The 21,435-nt window shown below is 46.0% G+C and carries 21 protein-coding genes, 2 tRNA genes and 1 riboswitch; of the genes, 21 read left to right on the top strand and 2 right to left on the bottom strand.

The window, feature by feature from the left end:
• Positions 1-6 precede the first annotated feature (6 nt).
• Positions 7-81, bottom strand: a tRNA-Cys gene (locus tag ULO1_RS04705).
• 13 nt (positions 82-94) lie between these two features.
• Positions 95-169, bottom strand: a tRNA-Gly gene (locus ULO1_RS04700).
• Between the two features lie 107 nt (positions 170-276).
• Here ULO1_RS04700 and ULO1_RS04695 point away from each other — a divergent pair.
• From ULO1_RS04695 to ULO1_RS04595, 21 genes are all read left to right on the top strand, one after another.
• Positions 277-2,172, top strand: a complete 1,896-nt coding sequence (locus tag ULO1_RS04695; RefSeq protein WP_079933057.1) for a PrkA family serine protein kinase — start codon at positions 277-279, stop codon at positions 2,170-2,172.
• Between the two features lie 14 nt (positions 2,173-2,186).
• Positions 2,187-3,332, top strand: a complete 1,146-nt coding sequence (gene yhbH, locus ULO1_RS04690) for a sporulation protein YhbH (protein WP_079933056.1) — start codon at positions 2,187-2,189, stop codon at positions 3,330-3,332.
• 14 nt (positions 3,333-3,346) lie between these two features.
• Positions 3,347-4,696, top strand: a complete 1,350-nt coding sequence (locus ULO1_RS04685) for a SpoVR family protein (protein WP_079907424.1) — start codon at positions 3,347-3,349, stop codon at positions 4,694-4,696.
• A gap of 83 nt (positions 4,697-4,779) precedes the next feature.
• Positions 4,780-5,742, top strand: a complete 963-nt coding sequence (gene dprA / locus ULO1_RS04680; RefSeq protein ID WP_159446606.1) for a DNA-processing protein DprA — start codon at positions 4,780-4,782, stop codon at positions 5,740-5,742.
• A gap of 10 nt (positions 5,743-5,752) precedes the next feature.
• The gene (gene topA / locus ULO1_RS04675; RefSeq protein ID WP_079907427.1) at positions 5,753-7,810 is read left to right on the top strand and encodes a type I DNA topoisomerase; all 2,058 of its coding nucleotides are present in this window, start codon (positions 5,753-5,755) and stop codon (positions 7,808-7,810) included.
• Positions 7,811-7,821: 11 nt separating this feature from the next.
• Positions 7,822-9,132, top strand: a complete 1,311-nt coding sequence (gene trmFO, locus ULO1_RS04670) for an FADH(2)-oxidizing methylenetetrahydrofolate--tRNA-(uracil(54)-C(5))-methyltransferase TrmFO (RefSeq protein ID WP_078666170.1) — start codon at positions 7,822-7,824, stop codon at positions 9,130-9,132.
• Between the two features lie 5 nt (positions 9,133-9,137).
• Complete coding sequence (hslV, locus tag ULO1_RS04665; protein WP_278308210.1) at positions 9,138-9,674, top strand: ATP-dependent protease subunit HslV; 537 nt, start codon at positions 9,138-9,140, stop codon at positions 9,672-9,674.
• Positions 9,675-9,678: 4 nt separating this feature from the next.
• Complete coding sequence (gene hslU, locus ULO1_RS04660) at positions 9,679-11,061, top strand: ATP-dependent protease ATPase subunit HslU (protein ID WP_078666172.1); 1,383 nt, start codon at positions 9,679-9,681, stop codon at positions 11,059-11,061.
• 36 nt (positions 11,062-11,097) lie between these two features.
• A complete protein-coding gene (gene codY, locus ULO1_RS04655) occupies positions 11,098-11,880 on the top strand; it encodes a GTP-sensing pleiotropic transcriptional regulator CodY (protein WP_079907458.1) in 783 nt (260 codons plus the stop codon).
• A 220-nt stretch (positions 11,881-12,100) separates the two neighbouring features.
• Positions 12,101-12,186: riboswitch (cyclic di-GMP riboswitch) on the top strand.
• 52 nt (positions 12,187-12,238) lie between these two features.
• Positions 12,239-12,664 carry a flagellar basal body rod protein FlgB gene (gene flgB / locus ULO1_RS04650; protein WP_078665301.1) on the top strand — a complete coding sequence of 142 codons (426 nt, stop codon included), beginning with the start codon at positions 12,239-12,241 and terminating at the stop codon, positions 12,662-12,664.
• Between the two features lie 3 nt (positions 12,665-12,667).
• A complete protein-coding gene (gene flgC, locus ULO1_RS04645; RefSeq protein WP_078665300.1) occupies positions 12,668-13,120 on the top strand; it encodes a flagellar basal body rod protein FlgC in 453 nt (150 codons plus the stop codon).
• Positions 13,121-13,142: 22 nt separating this feature from the next.
• Positions 13,143-13,445 carry a flagellar hook-basal body complex protein FliE gene (gene fliE, locus ULO1_RS04640; protein WP_078665299.1) on the top strand — a complete coding sequence of 101 codons (303 nt, stop codon included), beginning with the start codon at positions 13,143-13,145 and terminating at the stop codon, positions 13,443-13,445.
• A 28-nt stretch (positions 13,446-13,473) separates the two neighbouring features.
• A complete protein-coding gene (gene fliF, locus ULO1_RS04635; protein ID WP_079907430.1) occupies positions 13,474-15,012 on the top strand; it encodes a flagellar basal-body MS-ring/collar protein FliF in 1,539 nt (512 codons plus the stop codon).
• Between the two features lie 11 nt (positions 15,013-15,023).
• Positions 15,024-16,028, top strand: a complete 1,005-nt coding sequence (gene fliG / locus ULO1_RS04630; RefSeq protein ID WP_078665297.1) for a flagellar motor switch protein FliG — start codon at positions 15,024-15,026, stop codon at positions 16,026-16,028.
• Positions 16,021-16,833, top strand: coding sequence for a FliH/SctL family protein (locus ULO1_RS04625; protein ID WP_159071885.1), 813 nt, complete (start codon positions 16,021-16,023; stop codon positions 16,831-16,833). The genes fliG and ULO1_RS04625 overlap by 8 nt, the downstream gene beginning before the upstream one ends.
• A complete protein-coding gene (gene fliI, locus ULO1_RS04620; RefSeq protein ID WP_078665295.1) occupies positions 16,790-18,121 on the top strand; it encodes a flagellar protein export ATPase FliI in 1,332 nt (443 codons plus the stop codon). The genes ULO1_RS04625 and fliI overlap by 44 nt, the downstream gene beginning before the upstream one ends.
• Positions 18,118-18,567: a flagellar export protein FliJ gene (gene fliJ, locus ULO1_RS04615; protein ID WP_078665294.1), complete on the top strand. Its 450-nt coding sequence runs from the start codon at positions 18,118-18,120 to the stop codon at positions 18,565-18,567. The genes fliI and fliJ overlap by 4 nt, the downstream gene beginning before the upstream one ends.
• 13 nt (positions 18,568-18,580) lie before the next feature.
• Positions 18,581-19,096 carry a MotE family protein gene (locus tag ULO1_RS04610; protein WP_159446607.1) on the top strand — a complete coding sequence of 172 codons (516 nt, stop codon included), beginning with the start codon at positions 18,581-18,583 and terminating at the stop codon, positions 19,094-19,096.
• 4 nt (positions 19,097-19,100) lie between these two features.
• On the top strand, positions 19,101-20,615 hold the full coding sequence (locus tag ULO1_RS04605) for a flagellar hook-length control protein FliK (protein ID WP_159446827.1): 1,515 nt from the start codon (positions 19,101-19,103) through the stop codon (positions 20,613-20,615).
• Positions 20,616-20,628: 13 nt separating this feature from the next.
• Complete coding sequence (locus ULO1_RS04600; RefSeq protein WP_079907435.1) at positions 20,629-21,024, top strand: flagellar hook capping FlgD N-terminal domain-containing protein; 396 nt, start codon at positions 20,629-20,631, stop codon at positions 21,022-21,024.
• Between the two features lie 19 nt (positions 21,025-21,043).
• On the top strand, positions 21,044-21,421 hold the full coding sequence (locus ULO1_RS04595; protein ID WP_078665290.1) for a TIGR02530 family flagellar biosynthesis protein: 378 nt from the start codon (positions 21,044-21,046) through the stop codon (positions 21,419-21,421).
• The last annotated feature ends 14 nt before the right edge of the window (positions 21,422-21,435 follow it).

Genomic DNA, 21,435 nt, shown 5'->3' with positions numbered 1-21,435 from the left:
AGGATTTGGAGGCGGCGGTCGGAATCGAACCGACGCATATCGGTTTTGCAGACCGCTGCGTTACCACTTCGCCACGCCGCCATATTTAAGAAAATGGAGCGGAAGACGGGATTCGAACCCGCGACCCTCGCCTTGGCAAGGCGATGCTCTACCACTGAGCCACTTCCGCCTGCGAAAGATAGTATAAACTATCAGTAAAAAGAAGTCAAGTAGATTTAGAATTCTACATATATATGTAACACCCAGGGGGTTTTGGGAGGAAAGGAGGCGACCTCAATGGATTTTTTACAAAAACTGGAATTATATCGACAGCAGCAGGAAGCTTTGGCCTGGGAAGGCACCTTCAAAGACTATTTGCAGCTAGTCAAAGCAAGACCTTATATTGCTCAGCTTTCCCATGCCAGAATCTATAACATGATTAAAGATGCTGACATTGAAGAGGAAAATGGGGTAAAAAAATACAAGTTTTTTGCCGAAGAAATTTTTGGTTTGGAAAAAACCCTGGAGAAGCTGGTAGAGGAATATTTTCACTCAGCAGCGCGACGCTTGGATGTGCGTAAGCGCATTTTGCTTTTAATGGGGCCTGTCTCAGGGGGAAAATCAACGATTGTAACCATGCTCAAAAAAGGCCTGGAAAAATATTCGCGCACTGATAGAGGGGCGTTATACGGGATAAAAGGTTGCCCCATGCATGAAGAGCCATTACACCTGATTCCGGAAGAACTGCGCCCGGACTTTGAGCGGGAATATGGGGTTTATATCGAAGGTAACCTCTGTCCTGTTTGCCGTTTACGTTTACAAACGGAATTCAACGGACAGATCGAATTGATGCCGGTAGAAAGGGTAATTTTTTCCGAGGAAAACCGGATTGGCATAGGTACTTTCACACCTTCTGACCCCAAATCCCAGGATATTGCTGACCTAACAGGCTCCATTGACTTTTCTACGATTACTGAATATGGTTCTGAGTCTGATCCCCGGGCTTATCGCTTTGATGGTGAGCTGAACATTGCCAACAGAGGGATCATGGAATTCCAGGAAATGTTAAAATGTGACGAAAAATTCCTCTGGAACCTGTTGAGCCTATCACAGGAAGGAAATTTCAAGGCCGGCCGCTTTGCTTTAATTTCGGCAGATGAAGTTGTAGTAGCTCACACAAACGAAGCTGAGTATAAAGCTTTTATCAGCAATAAGAAAAATGAGGCTCTGCAGTCCCGGATAATTGTCATCAGGGTACCTTATAATCTGAAAGTTTCAGAAGAGGTCAAGATCTACGAAAAATTAATTCGCAACAGTGATATGAAACATATTCACATTGCTCCCCATGCTTTACGGGTAGCTTCTATTTTCTCTGTGCTCAGCCGCCTGAAAGAATCCAAGAAACAGGGAATGGACCTGGTCAAGAAAATGAAGCTTTATGATGGAGAAGATGTAGAGGGATTCAAGCAAAAAGATGTAACTGAACTGCTGAATGAGAATCCTGATGAAGGGATGAGCGGGGTTGATCCGCGTTATGTAATTAACCGAATTTCCAGTGCGCTGGTGACCAAGGATACAACCTGTATCAATGCTCTTGATGTACTGCGGGCTCTTAAAGATGGACTGGATCAGCATCCATCCATTACCAAGGAGGAAAAAGAGCGGTTGATCAATTTCATTGCCATTGCCCGGCGGGAATTTGATGAGATCGCTAAAAAAGAAGTGCAAAAGGCTTTTGTCTATTCCTATGAAGAGAGTGCCAGAACCCTGTTCCAGAACTATCTTGATAATGTAGAGGCCTATTGCAATGGAGTAAAATTAAAAGATCCCATTACTGAAGAAGAACTAGATCCAGATGAGAAATTGATGCGTTCCATTGAAGAACAGATCGGGGTTTCGGAAAATGCCAAGAAAAGTTTTCGGGAGGAAATCCTGATTCGCCTTTCCAGTTATGCCCGGCGGGGAAAAACTTTTGATTACAACAGTCATGAACGCCTTAAAGAGGCTATTGAGAAAAAACTCTTTGCCGACTTGAAAGATGTAGTTAAAATTACAACCTCTACCCGTACTCCCGATGCGGAACAGCTAAAGCGTATTAACCAGGTATCCAAGCGCCTCATTGATGAACACGGGTATTGCCCGGTCTGTGCCAATGAATTGCTAAAATATGTAGGAAGCTTACTTAACCGGTAACGGGAGGGGGTAATATGACATCGATTATCTCCCGGGACGATTGGTCACTGCATCGCAAAGGGTTCCTTGATCAACAAAGACATCAGGAGAAGGTAAAGGAAGCTATAAAAAACAATCTGGCAGATATTGTTAGTGAAGAAAGCATCATTATGTCTGATGGTAAAAAGATAATTAAAGTTCCCATTCGCTCCCTGGATGAATATCGTTTCCGCTATAATTTTAACAAGCAAAAGCATGTGGGCCAGGGTAAAGGAGACAGTAAAGTCGGTGATGTTTTGGGGTCAGATGTGAAAGCCGGCAAAGGACCGGGTAAAGGCCCCGGCGCCGGCGATCAGCCTGGGTTTGATTATTATGAAGCAGAAGTAACGGTAGATGAGCTGGCAGCATTGATTTTCGAAGATCTGGGCCTACCCAATCTGGAACAAAAAACGGCACCAGAGCTGGAGAATGTGAAATATCACTTCAATGATGTCCGCAAAGTGGGTATTACGGGCAACCTGGATAAGAAAAGAACACTTCTGGAGAATTTGAAACGCAATGCATTAAAGGGAATTAAAGGAATTGGCAAAATCAGCAAAGATGACTTGCGATTTAAAACCTGGGTGGAAAAATTTGAGTATCACGCCAATGCAGTAGTCCTGGCTATGATGGATACTTCCGGGTCAATGGGGCCCTTTGAAAAATACATTGCTCGCAGTTTCTTTTTCTGGATGGTGAAGTTTTTGCGTACAAAATATAAAGCGGTAAATATAGTGTTTTTAGCCCACCACACTGAGGCTAAAGAGGTCACAGAAGACGAATTTTTTACTAAAGGCGAATCAGGGGGTACGCGCTGTTCCTCGGTGTATAAACTGGCCCTGGATATTATTGAAAAACGCTATAGTCCCCAGGATTATAATATTTATGCCTTTCATTTTTCGGATGGCGATAATCTGGCTTCAGACAATGAATTGTGTGTCAAGTTGTTACATCAGCTGGCAGAACAATGTAATATGGTTGGCTATGGAGAAATTGTCGGGCCCTATTACCGGCATAGCACTCTATATTCTGTTTTTAAGCGGATTAACCATCCTCGTTTTGTAGCTGTAACCATAAAAGATAAAACTGGTGTCTATCCAGCCCTGAAAGCTTTTTTTGGACCCCAGGCTGATATGGCATAAAAGGGGGGGTAACGGTGGCAGATAAACAGGAAATCAAAGCTCTGCAAAAAGCTATTAGCGAAATCGAAGCCATCGCCCTGGATTTTGGTCTGGATTTTTTTGATATGCGTTTTGAAATTTGTCCTGCCGATATTATCTATACTTTTGGAGCATATGGGATGCCTACCCGCTTTTCCCACTGGAGTTTTGGCAAGGCATTTCACAAGATGAAAACTTCCTACGATTACAACTTGAGCAGAATTTATGAACTGGTAATCAATTCTAACCCCTGCTATGCTTTTTTGTTAGAGGGAAACAGTTTAGTGCAAAATAAAATGGTAATAGCCCATGTCTATGCCCATTGCGATTTTTTTAAAAATAACCGCTGGTTTGCCAGAACAGATCGCCAAATGGTGGACATTATGGCTGTGCATGCTCTGCGGATTGCCGACTATGAATTTCATTATGGTTTTCGGGAAGTGGAGAAATTTCTTGATGCTGTTCTCTCTATTCAGGAGCATATTAATCCACACCAGATTAAGGAGAAAGACGGCAGGCCTGTCAAAGAAAAAAAGCCAGAGCCTGCTGGGTCCTATGCTGATCTCTGGCAACTGGATAGCAGAGAAATACAGGACCAAGAAGAGGAGGAGGAAAACAATAAGAAGCTGCCGGAAAAAGATTTGCTGAAATTCATTATGGAAAACTCATTGGATTTAACGGACTGGCAACGGGATATAATTGCTATGATTCGCAGTGAAATGTACTATTTCTGGCCCCAGTTGGAAACTAAAATCATGAATGAAGGCTGGGCTACTTTCTGGCACGTCCGGATTATGCGGGAATTGGCTCTAACCGAAGATGAGGCTATTGAATTTGCTAAACTCCATGCTGGCATCAGCCAGCCTAATCCCTATCATATCAATCCCTACCTGGTAGGCTGGCGTATCTGGGAATATCTGGATAAAAAATACGGCCGGGATGAGCTGTTTCTGATCAGGGAAGTGGATCATGATCAGTCATTTTTGCGAAATTATTTAAATGAAGAGCTGGTAGAGGAACTGGACCTTTATCTTTATCAAAAGGTGGGGCAAAACTGGCAGATAACAGAGAAAAAATGGGAACAAATCAGGGATAATCTGGTCTTTAGCTTGAATAATTGTGGATTTCCTTATATAGAAGCGGTAGATGGGGATTATAACAAACGGCATGAGCTGTATCTCTTACACAGGTATGAAGGAATTGAGCTGGATACAAAATATCTGGAAAAAACCTTGCATTATGTCAGTTTCCTCTGGGGTCGACCGGTACATCTGGAGACAGTTATCGACAATAAACGCGTTCTTTTTACCAGCGATGGTTTCAGAAGCAGCAAGCGATTATTGTGATTGCTTGACTTTTCAAACTATCTTATTTATAGTGGAAGCAGTGAAGTTGCAGGAATTCTATGGTAATGAGGAGTCAAAAAGAGATGGATAGGCGTCAATTGAAGCTGGCCCTGGTCTACCAGCTGGGGCCAGCCAAAGCCATCAATTACTATTATGCTCAGGGGCAAAAGATCAGCTTCCGGTTGGAGTGTGACCCTTCTACCCTGATGGAAGAATTACAACTGCAGGGGATCTGGTGGGTAACTGATGAAGATGAGGAATATCCTGCGGCTTTGCGGGAATTGCATCAGCCGCCCCTTCTTCTTTTTGGCCAGGGGGACAAGCAAGTTTTAAAGAAACCCATGATTTCCGTAATCGGCAGCAGAAAAGGTACCGAATACGGGCGACAGGTGGCTGTGCAGGTTAGTAATCAGCTGGCTGCCTGTGGCTATGTAGTGGTTTCAGGGCTAGCCTATGGCATAGACAGCTTTGCTCACCAGGGAGCTCTGCGTTCTGGTCTGACCATTGCGGTCCTGGGCAATGGGCTGGGACGCATATATCCGGCTGCAAACCGGTCCCTGGCGGAGAAAATCATAAACCGGGGCTGTTTATTGTCCGAATTCTGGCCGGGAACAGAGCCTAAACCCTGGCATTTTCCCATGCGCAACCGCATTATTGCTGGTTTAGGTCAGAAGCTGATTGTGGTTGAGGCAGCAGAAAACAGCGGTACCTTGATTACTGTAGATTACGCCCTGGAACTGGGACGGGAAGTCTGGGCGGTCCCTGGACCCATTACCAGTATATATTCTAAAGGAACCAATAACCTGATAAAACAGGGAGCCATGCCGCTTTGTGACCTGGAGGATCTGGATTTACCGCCGGTAAAGGAAAATACTGCAGATTCAGAACTCCCGACCAGAATTTTATCCTTAATTAACCGGGGCTTTACCGATGCGGTAGCTTTGGCCCGTGAACTCAATCTGAATCTGGATATAGTCATGGCGGAATTAACCAGAATGGAACTGCGTGGACAGGTTATTCGTTTTGGCAACAATTTTTGGGCGTGAGGTGTTGATTGTGGCAAAAACCCTGGTGATCGTTGAATCTCCAGCTAAAGCAAAAACTATCAACAAGTTTTTGGGCAGAGGTTTTAAAGTAGCAGCTTCCATGGGACATGTACGCGATTTGCCGAAAAGTCAGCTGGGAATAGATGTGGAAAAGGATTTTGCTCCTAAATATATCGCCATCAGGGGTAAAGGGGATTTGATCAAATCCCTCAAAGCTGAGAGCAAAAAAGTAGATCAAGTTCTGCTGGCTACTGACCCGGACCGGGAAGGGGAAGCCATTGCCTGGCACCTGGCTAACTTGTTAGAACTACCTCCTGAAGCCAGGTGTAGAATTGAATTTAATGAAATTACCAAAGCAGCCATTCAAAAGGCCGTAAAACAACCACGCCAGCTGGACTGGCATCGCATTGATGCCCAGCAGGCCCGGCGCGTACTGGACCGTCTGGTGGGTTATTCCTTGAGTCCATTTCTCTGGAAGAAGATCAAAAAAGGGCTTTCAGCCGGACGGGTGCAATCTGTTGCGGTGCGGTTGATTTGTGATCGCGAGGAAGAGATTCGCGAGTTTGTTCAGGAAGAGTACTGGAGCCTGGAAGCCATTTTTACTGAACCAGGGCAGACTCATAAACTGGTAGGGAAGCTGGTACAAATCGGTGACCAGAAAGCGGAAATTAAAAATCGGGAAGAGATGGAAAAAATCCTGGCGGACCTGGCCAGTATCCAGCAGGTTCAGGTAACAGCAGTGAAGAAGAAAGCCAGGTTGCGTCAACCGCCTGCTCCCTTTACTACCAGTACACTGCAGCAGGAGGCCAGCAAAAGGCTGAATTTTTCCACCCGCAAGACTATGCAGCTGGCTCAGCAGCTGTATGAAGGGATTGAACTGGGAAAAGAGGGAGCTGTCGGTTTAGTCACATATATCCGAACCGATTCGGTCAGGATTGCAGAAGAGGCACAGCGAGAAGCGGCGGATTATATCAAAACCGAATTTGGCAATGCTTACCTACCGGAAAAGCCGCGACAATTCGCCAGCAAAGGTAAAATTCAGAATGCCCATGAAGCTATTCGGCCTACTTCTATGAGCAGACCGCCGGAAAATATCAAGCAGTTTTTGACCAGAGATCAGTACCGGCTATATAAGCTGATCTGGGATCGTTTTCTGGCCAGTCAGATGGCTCCAGCTCAGCTGGAAACAACCAGCATCGATGTAGACATATCACCATATTTGTTCCGTATTACCGGTACGGTGGTGATTTTCCCCGGATTTATGAAAATTTATCAGGATGAGGAGAAGGAAGAGGAAAAACAGATTCCCCCTGTATTTGAAGGGCAATGGCTGGAATTAAGAGAACTGAAACCGGAACAGCATTTTACCCAGCCACCACCCCGTTACACAGAAGCTTCTCTGGTTAAGACTTTGGAGGAACTGGGGATTGGACGTCCATCAACCTATGCTCCGACCATCGAAACCATTCAGAAACGGGGCTATGTTACCAGGGAACAAAAACATTTTTATCCTACCGAACTGGGACAAATGGTAGTGGAGTTATTAAAACAGTTTTTCCCGGATATTATTGATGTGGAATTTACTGCAAAAATGGAAGAGGATCTGGATAAAATTGAAGAAGGGGAAAAGCGCTGGGTAGATGTAGTCCGTAGTTTTTATGAGCCTTTTCGAGAAGAATTGCAGCAGGCGGAAATAAAAGCTGAAAAAATTGTGGTAGCGGATCCGGTGGTTGAGGAAAAATGCCCTAATTGTCAGGCTAATCTGGTGATCAAAACCGGGCGTTTTGGTAAATTTTTGGCCTGTCCTAATTTTCCGGAGTGTCGTTTTACCAAACCCTTGCTGGAGGAAACGGGGGTATTGTGTCCTCAGTGTGGTGGTATGCTGGTGAAAAGGCGGAGCAAAAAAGGAAGAACCTTTTTTGGCTGTGTTAATTATCCGGAATGTGATTTTACGGTTTGGAACGAACCGGTACCGGAGAAATGTCCCCAGTGCTCTGCGCTAATGGTGAGAAAAAGCAAGAAAATAGCAGAGTGTATTAAATGCAAAACTAAGGCCCAGGTATCTTAGGAGGAAAGAAAGTGGCTACGATACAGGTTATTGGAGCGGGATTAGCTGGTTGTGAAGCCGCCTGGCAGGCGGCGAATCTAGGTGTAAATGTGGTTTTAAAGGAAATGCGGCCGTCTAAAATGACACCGGCCCATCATACCGGTTATTTTGCTGAGCTGGTTTGTAGTAACTCTCTGAGAGGCAATGCTCTGGAAAATGCTGTGGGTTTGCTTAAAGAAGAGATGCGCCGGCAGAACTCTCTCATAATGCAGGCGGCGGAAAAATATCAGGTGCCGGCTGGTGGGGCCCTGGCGGTCGATCGGGAGGGCTTTTCCCGTTACATAACGGAAACCATTCATAAACACCCCCGGATCACTGTTATTCAGGAAGAAGTAACCGCCATTCCGGAGGAAGGGATTGTGATTCTGGCTTCGGGGCCGCTGACTTCTGCTGCCCTGGCAGAGGCTATTCTGAAGTTTACCGGGGAAGATTATTTGTATTTTTTTGATGCCGCAGCCCCCATCGTAACCAGGGAATCTCTGGATTTCAGCAAGGTGTTTGCTGCTTCCCGTTATGGCAAGGGGCAGGGGGATGAATATTTGAACTGCCCACTGGACGAACAACAATATCTGAGATTCTGGCGTGAGCTGGTAGAAGCAGAGAAAGCACCGGTAAAGGATTTTGAAAAACAGATTTTTTTTGAAGGCTGTATGCCGGTAGAAGTGCTGGCAGCCCGGGGGGAAAAGACATTGCTCTTTGGGCCCATGAAGCCTGTAGGACTTATTGATCCCCGTACCGGTAAACAGCCTTATGCAGTGGTACAGTTGCGTCAGGATAATGCCGAAGGGACCCTCTATAACCTGGTGGGTTTCCAGACTCACTTGAAATGGGGGGAACAGGAGAGGGTTTTCCGCTTGATTCCCGGGCTGGAAAAGGCGGAATTTGTCCGTTATGGTGTAATGCATAGGAATACTTACATAAATTCCCCCAGAATTTTATTACCTACTCTGCAAACCAGGAAAAGGACGACTTTGTTTTTTGCCGGGCAGATTACCGGGGTCGAGGGCTATGTAGAATCAGCGGCAGCGGGCTTAATTGCCGGTACCAATGCGGCCCGTTTGGCCATAGGACAAGAACCGCTGGTCTGGCCCCGAACCACTGCCCATGGGGCATTGATTCATTATATTACCAGTGCCCGGCCGGATAATTTTCAACCGATGAATGTAACCTATGGCCTTTTCCCGGCCCTTGCAACCAGGATAAAGAACAAGAAAGAAAGAAATCTGGAACTGGCCAAACGGGCCCTTGCGGATTTGGAGCAGTTCCGCTACCGATGGGGGTGATTGGTTTGTTAAAGGGAACGACGATAGCCGCTGTCCGTAAGCAAGGGATTACTGCTATGGCCGGTGACGGGCAGGTAACTTTCGGCAATGCCATGATTATGAAACACCAGGCCTGCAAAGTGCGGGAACTTTATGGTGGTAAAGTGCTGGCCGGTTTCGCCGGTTCGGTAGCTGATGCCTTTACCCTTTTTGAAAAGTTTGAGAGCAAACTGGAGGAATTCAGGGGAAATTTAACCAGAGCTGCTGTCGAGCTGGCCAAAGAATGGCGGCGGGACAAAATCCTGATGAAACTGGAAGCCATGATGATTGTGGCTGATTTGCAACAAATACTGATAATCTCCGGGAACGGTGAAGTGATTGAGCCTGATCAGCCATATATAGCTATTGGGTCAGGAGGCGCCTATGCAATGGCAGCCCTGAAGGGTTTGTATCATCATTCCGCACTGCCTGCAGATAGCATGGCAGAAGAGGCTTTAAAAATCGCTGCCTCTCTCTGTGTATATACCAATGAGCATATTACTGTGAAGCGGATAGGGGGGTAAGACCGTGCAGGAACTGACTCCTAAACAGATAGTACAGGAACTGGATAAATATATAGTGGGTCAGCATAAGGCTAAAAAAGCTGTGGCCATAGCACTGCGCAATCGGATCAGGCGGAAAAGGCTGCCCAGAGAACTTCAGGAAGAAGTGCTTCCTAAAAATATTATTATGATCGGTCCAACCGGAGTGGGTAAAACCGAAATAGCTCGTCGGATTGCCAAACTGGTGAATGCTCCTTTTGTTAAAGTGGAGGTTACGAAATTTACGGAAATCGGTTATGTTGGCCGGGATGTAGAGGCAATGGTAAGGGATCTGGTGGAAACGTCCATTCGCATGGTCAAAGAAGAAAAAATGCAGGAAGTGGAAGAACGCGCCTATGAACTGGCTGAGGAGCGGTTACTGGACATAATTGCCCCTCGAACTCAGCAAAATTTGAACCGCAAAAATCCTTTCGAATTATTTTTTGGTAGCAATCAGGAAGAGCAGGAACCGGTACAGGTATCAGAACAAGATGAACTCCAGCGGGTTCATCAGCGCCAGTTACTAAAAGCAGGCAAGCTGGATAATATGTTGATTGAAATCGAAATCGAAGAAACTAACCGCCCGGTGGTGGAAGTTTTTTCGGGAAGCATTGAGGATATGGGTTTGAATATTCAGGATATGCTAAGCGGCTTCCTGCCCAGGAAGAAGCGAAAACGGAAAGTAACTGTAGCGGAAGCGAGAAGAATATTGATGCAGGAAGAGGCACAGAAACTCATTGATATGGATGAAGTGATTGCAGCAGCGATTGAGCGAGCAGAAGAAACAGGAATAATTTTTCTGGACGAAATTGACAAGATTGCAGCCAGGGAACAGACTGGTGGGCCAGATGTGTCGCGGGGTGGGGTTCAGCGGGATATATTGCCGATTGTGGAAGGTTCAACCGTCATGACCAAATATGGGGCCATCAAAACAGATCACATGCTCTTCATTGCTGCTGGTGCCTTTCATGTTGCGAAACCATCGGATTTGATTCCAGAACTGCAAGGAAGATTTCCAATCCGGGTTGAATTAGAACCATTGAGTGAACAGGATTTTTTACAAATTTTAATTGAGCCGCAGAACTCATTAATCAAGCAATATACAGCTTTGCTGGCTACAGAAGGCATAGAAGTTAAATTCTCTGAAAATGCCCTTGCTGAAATAGCGAAAATAGCTTATACTGTAAATGAAGAAACAGAGAATATCGGGGCACGAAGATTACACACTATTTTGGAAAAAGTTCTGGAAGATATTGCCTTTGCTGCTCCGGAAACTGAGGAAAAACATATTACTATTGATGCCGAATATGTCAGAAAAAAGCTGGCTGATGTGGTGCAAAATCGGGATTTGAGCCGATATATTTTATAAACACTATTCTTTGGAGGGACAGCAGGAATGGAAGAAATGGAAATACTTTTAGAGAAGACGAGGAAGATCAACCGACTTTTACAGAAAGCAGCGGGCAACCCTGTAGATTTTGAAGAAATGGCCAAAGTTTTGTGTGATTGTGTAGATGCCAATGTTTACATTGTGGGAAGAAGAGGAAAAGTACTGGGCCATGCGTTTATGAAAAAATTCGAATGTGACACCATGGTTCAGATCGTGGAACAGGCAGAGCGGTTTCCTGAGGCATACAATGAGGCTCTGCTTAAAGTTTCTGATACTTGTACTGATTTTCACCAGCGGGCCAACACCTGTGTTTTTGAAGGCGGGCATACCTGTATATTCAGTGGGAAGCGTACAACGGTAGTTCCCATACTGGGTGGCGGTGACCGCCTGGGCACTCTGGTCCTGGCTAAATTTAATACTGAATTCAGTAATGCCGATTTAATCCTGGCCGAATATGGTGCGACTGTTATTGGAATGGAAATCCTCAGATCTAAAGCCGAGCGAGTAGAAGAAGAAGCAAGGAAAAAAGCGGCTGTTCAAATCGCTCTGGCTACCCTGTCCTTCTCGGAACTGGAGGCAGTTGAGCATATTTTTGAGGAACTGGGCGGGGAAGAAGGATTGCTGGTGGCCAGCAAAATTGCTGACCGGGTAGGTATTACGCGTTCGGTAATTGTAAACGCTCTGCGAAAATTTGAAAGCGCAGGTGTGATTGAGTCCAAATCCCTGGGAATGAAAGGCACTTATATCCGGGTATTAAATGATCGGCTGCTGGAAGAACTAAAAAAGCTAAAACACTAATTTTTAGAAAACGATGAAAAACCACCTTACTGGTGGTTTTTTTTCTTGTCTTTCCAGCAACAAATACTATATTTTTTAAGGTAAAGCTTGATATTTTATTGATAAGAGAAAGGAATTTCGCCAGCTGCGGCGAATATATAATGCGACATAAGATGACAAAAAAAGAAGAAAAACGAAAATGGTTAAACAAAAAGCAATAATATGGGACTAAAGTCCTGTCCTTTGCTCAGGGCAACTTGGTCGAAAGGCCAAGACGCAAAGCCACGGGCCTGTAGCTCAGATGAGTATGGCAGCCGGGTTACCAAAGGGTTCTCTTGCCCTGGCCTCTGCCGGGTTTATTTTTTGGAGGGATAGCGAGATGATCGAGCGCATTCTCAATCTTTCGACAATCAATTTTTTAGAACGGGGTCTGGATGCAGCCAGCCTGCGGCATCAGGTTTTAAGCAATAACATTGCTAATGTGAGCACACCTGGTTTTAAACGCAGTGATGTGGTTTTTGAAGAGGTTCTGGCTGCAGCGTTAGGACAGGGAGAAAAGACTACCCTTGCAGGTGTCAGAACGGATGCTAAACATTTGCCCATTGGTTCTGTCCCAATTGTGGCTGTTCAACCTCAGCTTGTCCGGCAGGAGGATACTTCTCTCCGAAATGATGGTAACAATGTAGATATTGATTTGGAAATGGCTGAACTGGCGAAAAACACCATTTATTATGAAGCTTTATCCAGACAAATTGGAGCGGAAATTGCCAAGCTGAAATATGTGATCTCCGAAGGGAGGCGCTAATTAATGAGCTGGTTTGACAGTCTGGAAATCAGTGCTTCAGGATTGACGGCCCAGAGGTTGCGGCTAGATGTTATTTCCAACAATCTGGCTAATGTTAATACTACCAGAACGCAGAACGGAGGCCCTTATCGGCGGCAAATGGTAGTTTTTGCAGAGCGGGCCGATGAGCTTACCTTTGCCCAGGCTTTACAGAATGCTCTGGGGCAGCAAAAACCTGTTCCTGCGGGAAAGGGAGTTAGGGTAGTTCAGGTTGCAGAAGACCAGAGTCCTTTACCCAGAGTTTACAACCCCCAGCATCCGGATGCCGATAACCAGGGGTATGTGACAATGCCGAATGTGAATGTAGTGACGGAAATGGTAGACATGATTTCAGCTACGAGAGCTTATGAAGCCAATGTTACCGCCTTGAATGCTGCTAAGTCCATGGCGGTCAAGGCTCTGGATATTGGCCGTTAATTAGCGGAAAAGGGGTGAAAGAATGAAAATCGAAGCAATCCAAAGCAGCGGATTGGCTCAACCCCTGGGGTTGGATAAAACAAAAACTGTTACTAACAGTGAGGGTCCCAGTTTTAGTGAAATACTGGCTGCCAATTTGGCCAAAGTGGATGAGTTGCAAAAACAGAGCGATGCCGCCAGGATGCAACTCTTGACCGGTCAGGCCCCTGATTTGCACACCGTAATGATTATCGGGGAAAAAGCTAATCTGGCTTTGCAATTAACGGTACAAATACGCAATAAGGTAATTGAGGCGTATCAGGAAATCATGCGCATGCAGGTATAAAAGTTAAAGGTTAGTGAGGAAGGTGGATATGAAAGAGTTATATGCCAAAGTCAGGGAAAAACTGATGCAATTCTGGCAACAGGCCAACCAAACCCAGAAAATACTGGCCCTGGCGGCGGCAGTGACTGTTGTTGTAGCCATTGGGGCGATTTTGTATTTTTACCGGCAGCCTGATTATCAGCCCCTTTTTACTAACCTGGAAGCAGCCGACGCTGGTGCCATCACAGCCAAACTGGATGAGATGAAAGTGCCATATCAGGTTTCAGCGGATGGCAAGACCATCCTGGTACCCGCTGACCAGCAAGCTTCTATTCGCTTAAAACTGGCCAGTGATGGTGTACCTACTGGTGGCGTGGTGGGTTTTGAATTATTCGACCAGCCTAAATTCGGGGAGACAGATACCGATCGTCAGGCCAAATACCAGCGGGCATTGGAAGGAGAACTGACCCGCACTATCATGCGAATGAATGAGGTTGAGCAGGCGCGGGTTCATATTGTGTTGCCGCAGAACAGTTTGTTTGCCCTGGAGAATGAACAGGAAGCTAGAGCGGCAGTAATGCTGAAACTGAAACCCTACCAGAAATTAAAAGAAGAGCAGGTAGTGGGCCTGATCCGTCTGGTAGCCAATAGTGTTAAAGGTTTAAAGCCGGAAAATGTAACAATTGTTGATTCCAATATGCAGAGTTTAAGTGATGATATTAATCTGGGCAGTGAAGAGAAAAATAGTTCGAAGCTAACAGCATCCCAGCTGGAATTAAAACAGCAGCTGGAAAAGGATATGGAAAAATCAGCCCAGTCTATGCTGGACCGGGTTTTTGGACAGGGTAAGGCAGTGGTTAGAGTGACTGCTGAACTGGACTTTGACCGGGTTGAAATCAACAAAGAGGACTGGGGAGATAAAGTAACGCGGTCGGAGCAGATTCAGGAAGAAAACCAGAAGGGCAGCAGCACTATTCCGCAGGGAGTTCCCGGAACGACCACAAATATACCCGGTTATCAGCAAATAACTCAGCAGAATAACAGCAGTGAAAGCAATAAGAGCAATAAAATCCGCAACTATGAGATTGACCGTACTCAAGAACATCGTGTCGTAGCGCCTGGCTCAATTAAGCGCCTGTCAGTAGCTGTGATGGTGGATGGGCAAAGGGTAAAAGAGGATCAAGTAGGAGCAGTGCAGGAAGTTGTTGCCAGTGCTCTGGGTGTTGATACTGCTCGTGGTGATATGATTAAAGTTACCGCCATTCCTTTTGATACATCCGATCAACAGGCTCTGGCAGCTGAGCTGACAAAAGCTGAAAAAATGGAACTTTACAAACAGATAGCAATCTGGGCGGGGATTGCGATAGTTCTAATCTGGCTTGCTTTCATGCTTAAGAAGGTGTTAACTCCTAAAGGCGGAATACAGCCTGAGCCGGTTTCGGTGGAACAGCTTCTGGCCGGCGTCAGCATTGAAAAGACCCAAGAAAAATCTGAACTGGAAAAAATTCAGGAAGAAATTGAGCAACTGGCCAAAAAAGAACCGGAAAATGTGGCCGGGTTGTTACGCACCTGGTTGGCCGAGGAATAGAGGTGATGTAGTTGGCCAAAGGTCTAACAGGAAAGCAGAAAGCAGCAATATTGCTAATAGCCCTTGGTCCTGAGCTCTCAGCTCAGGTGCTGAAAAAAATGAAGGAAGATGAAGTGGAGAAACTGACCTTTGAAATTGCCAATTTGCGTAAGGTCAGCCGGGAATATACGGAACAGGTGTTGCGTGAATTTCATCAGCTTTGTATAGCCAAAGAGTATATTAACCAGGGTGGTATCGACTATGCCCGGGAAATCCTGGAGCGAGCCCTGGGCACTCAAAAAGCCATTGACATTATCCAAAAACTGACCTTAAACCTTCAGGTTAGACCATTTGACTTTATTCGCAAATCTGATCCATCCCAGTTATTGAACTTCATTCAGGGTGAGCATCCTCAAACTATTGCGCTGGTGATGGCTTATTTAAATCCGGATCAGTCAGCTCAGCTCCTGTCGGCTATGCCGCCGGAAATTCAGGTGGATGTGGCGAGACGGATAGCGTTAATGGATCGTACGTCACCGGAGGTTATCAAGGAAATTGAAAAGGTTCTGGAGCGCAAGATGTCATCTGTTTTTGCCCAGGACTACACTACTGCCGGCGGATTACAGAGCATTGTAGATATATTGAACCGCGTGGATCGTTCTACCGAAAAGGTGATTATGGAAAGCCTGGAAATTCAGAATCCAGAACTGGCAGAAGAAATCAAAATGCGCATGTTTGTCTTCGAGGATATTGTGTTACTGGATGACCGGGCAATCCAGCAAGTTCTGCGGGAGGTTGACAGCAAGGATCTGGCTCTTGCCCTGAAAGGTGCCAGCGAAGAAGTTGGTAACAAAATTCGTCGCAATATGTCCAAGCGGGCAGCGGAGATGCTCAAAGAGGACATCGAGTTTATGGGCCCGGTCCGTCTGCGGGATGTCGAGGATGCGCAGCAGCGAATTGTTAACATTATCCGCAAGCTAGAAGAAGCTGGCGAAATCATCATAGCACGTGGGGGAGGAGATGAGATCATTGTCTAAAGTCATCAAATCTGCTCATGTGGCTAATCTGGCTCCTTTGCCGGTTCATCGGCTCAGAATTTTGCAGCTGAATGAAACCGGGGAAGAAACTGGACCTGAAATATTTAAACCAGATGCGGAAGAACTGGAAAAGGTCCGGGAAAGCATCTTAAAAGAAACAGAAGAAATGGTGGCGGATTTAATCAACCAGGCTAAAGAACAGGCTCAGGTAATAATCGCTGAAGCCCATGATGAAGCGGAAGCCATTCTGGCCAATGCCCGTCAAGAAGGGGAAAACCTGCGCACCCAGGCTTTTCAACAGGGACTGCAGGAAGGACAAAAACAGGCATTAGCGCAATGGGAAGAAAAAATTTCTGCTTTAACAGCTATTATTAGGGCGGCTACGGAAAACAAAAGGCGGGCTCTCAAGGAAGCTGAGGAATTGATGGTAGAACTAGTACTAGCCATTTCTGCCCGCATTTTGAAAGCGCTGCCGGAAATTAATCCAGACTATCTCCGCGGGCAGGTTGAAGCAGTAGTGGAAAAAGTGCTGGACAGTGAGCAAGGAATTTTGTATGTGGCCCCTCAGGCTGTAGAGCAAGTCAGTGGCTGGCTGGATGAGATAATCGCCAATCATCCTACCCTTCGCAAGCTAAGGATTCAACCGGATTCCAGTTTGTCGCCTGGTAGTGTGATTCTGGAAACTCAGTATGGCCGAGTGGAAGCGATTCTGGAAGAGCAAATGCAGCTGCTGGCTGAAAGCTTAAAAGGTGTGATGGAAGATGAGCTGGACAGCGAAGAAATGGCGCTATCTGGAGTCAATTGAAAACACCGAATTGATCCGGGTTAAGGGTAGGGTTACTCAGATAATTGGCCTTACTATTGAAGCCAATGGGCCCGGGGTGCAACTGGGGGAGATATGTGCTATTAGCAGTAGAAATGGCGGTCCGAGGATTCTTGCCGAAGCGGTGGGGTTTAAGGAAAAGAAAGTATTACTGATGCCCCTGGCTGATACCAGCGGGATAGGACCGGGATGCGAGGTGCTGGCTCTGGGGCGCAATCTGGAAATTCCCGTTGGACCAGAGTTGCAGGGCCGCATCCTGGACGGTTTGGGCCAGCCTATCGATGGCAAAGGGGAAATAAAAGGCAGTATGGTTTATCCTGTTCATAATACACCCCCCAACCCCTTGACCAGGAGGCGCATTTCTGAACCCATCGCTGTTGGAGTGAAAGCCATAGATGGTCTTTTGACTCTGGGAAAGGGGCAGCGGATCGGTATCTTTGCTGGTAGCGGGGTGGGTAAATCCACCTTGCTGGGCATGATCGCCCGCAACACCAAGGCTGATATTAATGTTATCGCTCTGGTAGGAGAACGGGGACGGGAAGTAAGGGAGTTCATTGAACGGGACCTGGGGGAGGAAGGGTTAAAACGGTCGGTGGTGGTGGTGGCCACTTCTGACCAACCGGCTATGGTTCGCCTGAAGGCTCCCATGGTGGCTACTGCTATAGCCGAATATTTTCGAGATCAGGGTTATGATGTAATGCTGATGATGGACTCTATTACCCGCTTTGCCATGGCACAACGGGAAATCGGATTGGCAGTAGGGGAACCGCCGGCAACCAGAGGATACACACCATCGGTTTTTGCTCTCTTACCTAAATTGCTGGAAAGAGCAGGTACCGGTGAAAAGGGTTCTATTACCGGTCTTTACACCGTTCTCGTTGATGGGGATGACCATAATGAGCCTATTGCTGATGCGGTAAGAGGTATTCTAGATGGCCATATAGTTTTATCGCGGCAGCTGGCAGCGCAGAATCATTATCCTGCCATTGATGTACTCAATAGTGTCAGCCGGGTAATGACAGAAATAGTCGGCAAAGAACAAAGACTGGCGGCGGCCAGATTCCGCAGTTTTCTGGCCACTTATCAGGAGGCCAGAGATTTAATTGAAATTGGTGCCTATGTAAATGGAACCAACCCGGTACTGGATTATGTCATCGCCAATCTAGAGGAGATTAAAGGATTTTTGCAACAGGATACCGAGGAAAACTGGGATTTTACTGAGACCTGGCAGCGCTTGCTGCAACTGACAGAGCGAGGAAGTAGGCCATGAGGAAGTTTAAGTTTCGTTTACAAGCCCTGTTAGATCTGGCTGTGAAACTGGAAGAACAGCAGTTAAACAAAACCAGGGTGGCAGAGCGGCAGTTGAGAAAAGAACAGGAAACGCTGGAATCCCTCATGGAGGATAAGCAAACTGCCCTTTATTCACAACAGGAAAACATGTTAAAGGGCTGCTCAGTTCAGGAGCTTATTGAGATGCAGTTTTATCTGGATAAATTGGCTAGACAGATCTCAAGACAACAAACTCAGGTTGCAGAAGCTGAAAAAGCATATCAGGATGAAATGGCAATGCTGCAGGAGAAAATGCGCTATCGCAAAATGCTAGAAAACCTCCGGGCCAAAGCATGGGAGGAACATCGGCAAAAACAATTAAAAGAAGAGCAGATTATTTTAGATGAATTGGCCCTCGTCCGGTACTGGTACCAGGAACATAGCTAAAGGGGGCAAAGGAATGAGGGTAGTAAAATGGATTTTATTTGTCCTGCTGTTAGCAGGGGTTGTTGCAGGAGCGGCCTGGGCCCTGGACCATTACCAGATTTGGAGCTGGCGGAAAACTGAAAAAACTGCTACAACTAAAACTGTTAAAAATCAGCAAGCCTTATTGGAAGAAGAAATCCAGAAACTCAAACAAGAGAATGAACAGCTCAGGAAAAAATTGACGGAAACAGAAAAGCAAGCTAACCTTTTAACTGATCAAATCAATAAACAAAAGGCTGAAATGGAACAAATGCAACAGGAAATGGTTCAAAGCCGGCTTCAGAATAATGACAAAAAAGCCCAACAACTGGCTGCGTACTATACTGAGATGAAACCGCAGCAAGCAGCGGCGGTACTGGTTAAGCTGGATAATAACCTCACTGTCAACATCCTGGCGGCTATGGAAGCCGATGTGGTGGCAAAAATTTTGGCGGCTATGTCGCCTGACCAGGCGGCTGGTTATACCAAAATGCTGAATGAGAGGAGGTGAGCGAGTGGAAAATGTCAATTTAGCCGCCTTGCTGCTGGGGTTTCCTGAACTCAAGAAAATTGAGACTGCAGGGAATGCAAATGGGAAAGCAGGGGATTTTACCTCATTGCTGCTTTCTGTTTTGGCTCCTGTGCAGGAAAGCAAACAGGAACAGGCTGAGCCAGTCAAACAGAAAGAGGAAGGTGAAGGCATTAACAGGGCTAAGGATTTGCCTCTTGAACTTTTTAACCTGCTCTCCATACCATCATTAGCGCCCCGATCCCAGATGATTACTGAACAAGAGGGGCAGCTACTGGATCAGGTTCAAGTTCAAGTTCAAGAACCGGGCCAGGGACCAATATTAGTAGATGCAGTAAGGCAACCGCCTACTGTCTCCCCTGCTGTTTTAGGGGTAAGACTGCCAGGACAAGGGCAGATTTTAGCAGACACAGCAATACCTGTCGAAGACAAGGAGCCATCAACTGGACAAACATCATTGTTTCATGAGTTTCCAGTTAAGCCTTTAGCTGATCTGATAGTGCTAAAACAAGAATCTCCAGCAGTTATGCCCAAGGCAGATATGCCAGACCTTAAACCTCAAATAAAAGATTCCGGTTTATCACTACAATTTGAGCAGCCAGCTGATATGCAATCTATGAAACTAATTAAGGCTTTAACTGGCCAGGTAGCACAGAAGCAAGAATCTGCATTAGTCGTATCGAAAGCAGATTCCGGTTTATCGCTTCAATTTAAGCTACCTGAAATGCGATCCCGGGAACCCATAATGGTACAACCCAGGATGGTACGGGTTAATGAAGTTTTAAATCTACCGCAAATCGCAAAAGAACAGCATCAGGTTCCGCAACAGGAAAAGCTGGAAATGTTAAAGGCTACGCTGGTTGCAAATTCTGGAGAAGAAGGTTTGAAAGAGAAAGTGCTTATCCAGGTGAAGGAAAATGGGTCCTCAGTTCAGCCAGGGGAACCTGGCGAGGAAATGGCAAGTGAGAATTGGGAAACTTCAGATCAACCAGTTGCTCAAACCAGGCATTTTTCTCTACCGGAATTCCACAGGGATAGTGAGCCAGTTCAAGCACCGGCAGATAAACAGCAAGTGACCAGACAGATTAATGAACAAATCGTTCAGAAGAGCCAGGTGGTTCGGGAACAGCAAAAAACGACCATTGAAATTCAATTAAAACCTGAACATCTAGGGAAGCTGGAAATTGTCCTCAAAGTGGAAAACGGAGTTTTGCAAGGGGAAATCAAGGTTCTGGATAGTTTCGTGCGTCAAACTATTGAGGCAGATCTTGCTAATCTCAAACAAAGCCTGGCTGACCAGGGGCTGAAACTGGGACAACTTACTGTTTCAGACCTGCAGAACGGGATATTTCAGCAGTTTCAGCAGGAACAGCGAGAGAGAAATTCGGGTATGTTCAAGCAGTTCACAAAACGTTCCCTTCGTACATGGTTGCAGGAAGAGCTGGAGCACAGCGAAACTGCTGCTGAAATCAAACTGAGTCAGATTAATTATCGAGCTTAAGGAGGTGAGAAAGATGACTATCAGTAAGGTTCAGCAAACTACCAATCAGGGTGGGGTAGCACCAAAAGCAAATAATAAAGACCTGGGCAAAGATGCGTTTCTACAGTTGCTGACCACTCAATTGCGCTATCAGGATCCGCTGCGCCCTATGGAAGATAAGGATTTTATTGCCCAACTGGCCCAGTTCAGCAGCCTGGAACAAATGCAGAACCTGAACTTAAATTTTAACTTGTTACGAGGAACTGAACTGCTCGGCAAGACGGTTAAAGCCAAATTGACTGATGAAAAAGGGCAGGAAAGAGTTATTTCCGGGCTGGTAACTGCAGCTCAGAAGGTAGATGGACAGGTAAAACTGACAGTTAATGATCAAGTTGTAAGCATTGAACAGATTTTGGAAGTTAGCCTGTGACCGGGAGGGATAGAGAGCTATGAGTGAGATGTTACGCGGAATTACCGGTCAGAGTATAAAACCTGCTGTCAATCAGCCTGGGCATGGCATCAGCAAAAACGTTAATTTTGCGGGGATCCTGCAACAAGCGGTAAACAAGCAAAAGTTGAAGTTTTCCGGCCATGCCTTAGAACGATTGGGCCTCAGAAACAGCACCATCAGTGAAAGGGCTCAGCAAAAACTGGAAGATGCTGTCGCCAAAGCTGCTGCAAAAGGAGCAAAGGAAGCGCTAATCTGGCTGGATAATACGGCTTATGTGGTAAGTATCAAAAACAGGACTGTAATTACAGCGGTAACCAAAGAAGCAATGAAGGAAAATGTCTTTACCAATATAGATTGTGCTGTAATTATGGATTAACGGGCTGGACCTCA

This window comes from Carboxydocella sp. ULO1 (assembly GCF_002049255.1).
GTDB lineage: Bacteria > Bacillota.
This window is presented reverse-complemented; position numbering and strand designations above follow the sequence as displayed.

Excerpts from the sequence above, each read along its gene's own strand:
- ULO1_RS04695 (WP_079933057.1), top strand. The coding sequence starts at position 277 with ATGGATTTTTTACAAAAACTGGAATTATATCGACAGCAGCAGGAAGCT.
- yhbH (WP_079933056.1), top strand. The coding sequence starts at position 2,187 with ATGACATCGATTATCTCCCGGGACGATTGGTCACTGCATCGCAAAGGG.
- dprA (WP_159446606.1), top strand. The coding sequence starts at position 4,780 with ATGGATAGGCGTCAATTGAAGCTGGCCCTGGTCTACCAGCTGGGGCCA.
- codY (WP_079907458.1), top strand. The coding sequence starts at position 11,098 with ATGGAAATACTTTTAGAGAAGACGAGGAAGATCAACCGACTTTTACAG.
- flgB (WP_078665301.1), top strand. The coding sequence starts at position 12,239 with ATGATCGAGCGCATTCTCAATCTTTCGACAATCAATTTTTTAGAACGG.
- flgC (WP_078665300.1), top strand. The coding sequence starts at position 12,668 with ATGAGCTGGTTTGACAGTCTGGAAATCAGTGCTTCAGGATTGACGGCC.
- fliE (WP_078665299.1), top strand. The coding sequence starts at position 13,143 with ATGAAAATCGAAGCAATCCAAAGCAGCGGATTGGCTCAACCCCTGGGG.
- fliF (WP_079907430.1), top strand. The coding sequence starts at position 13,474 with ATGAAAGAGTTATATGCCAAAGTCAGGGAAAAACTGATGCAATTCTGG.
- fliI (WP_078665295.1), top strand. The coding sequence starts at position 16,790 with ATGAGCTGGACAGCGAAGAAATGGCGCTATCTGGAGTCAATTGAAAAC.
- fliJ (WP_078665294.1), top strand. The coding sequence starts at position 18,118 with ATGAGGAAGTTTAAGTTTCGTTTACAAGCCCTGTTAGATCTGGCTGTG.
- ULO1_RS04610 (WP_159446607.1), top strand. The coding sequence starts at position 18,581 with ATGAGGGTAGTAAAATGGATTTTATTTGTCCTGCTGTTAGCAGGGGTT.
- ULO1_RS04600 (WP_079907435.1), top strand. The coding sequence starts at position 20,629 with ATGACTATCAGTAAGGTTCAGCAAACTACCAATCAGGGTGGGGTAGCA.
- ULO1_RS04595 (WP_078665290.1), top strand. The coding sequence starts at position 21,044 with ATGAGTGAGATGTTACGCGGAATTACCGGTCAGAGTATAAAACCTGCT.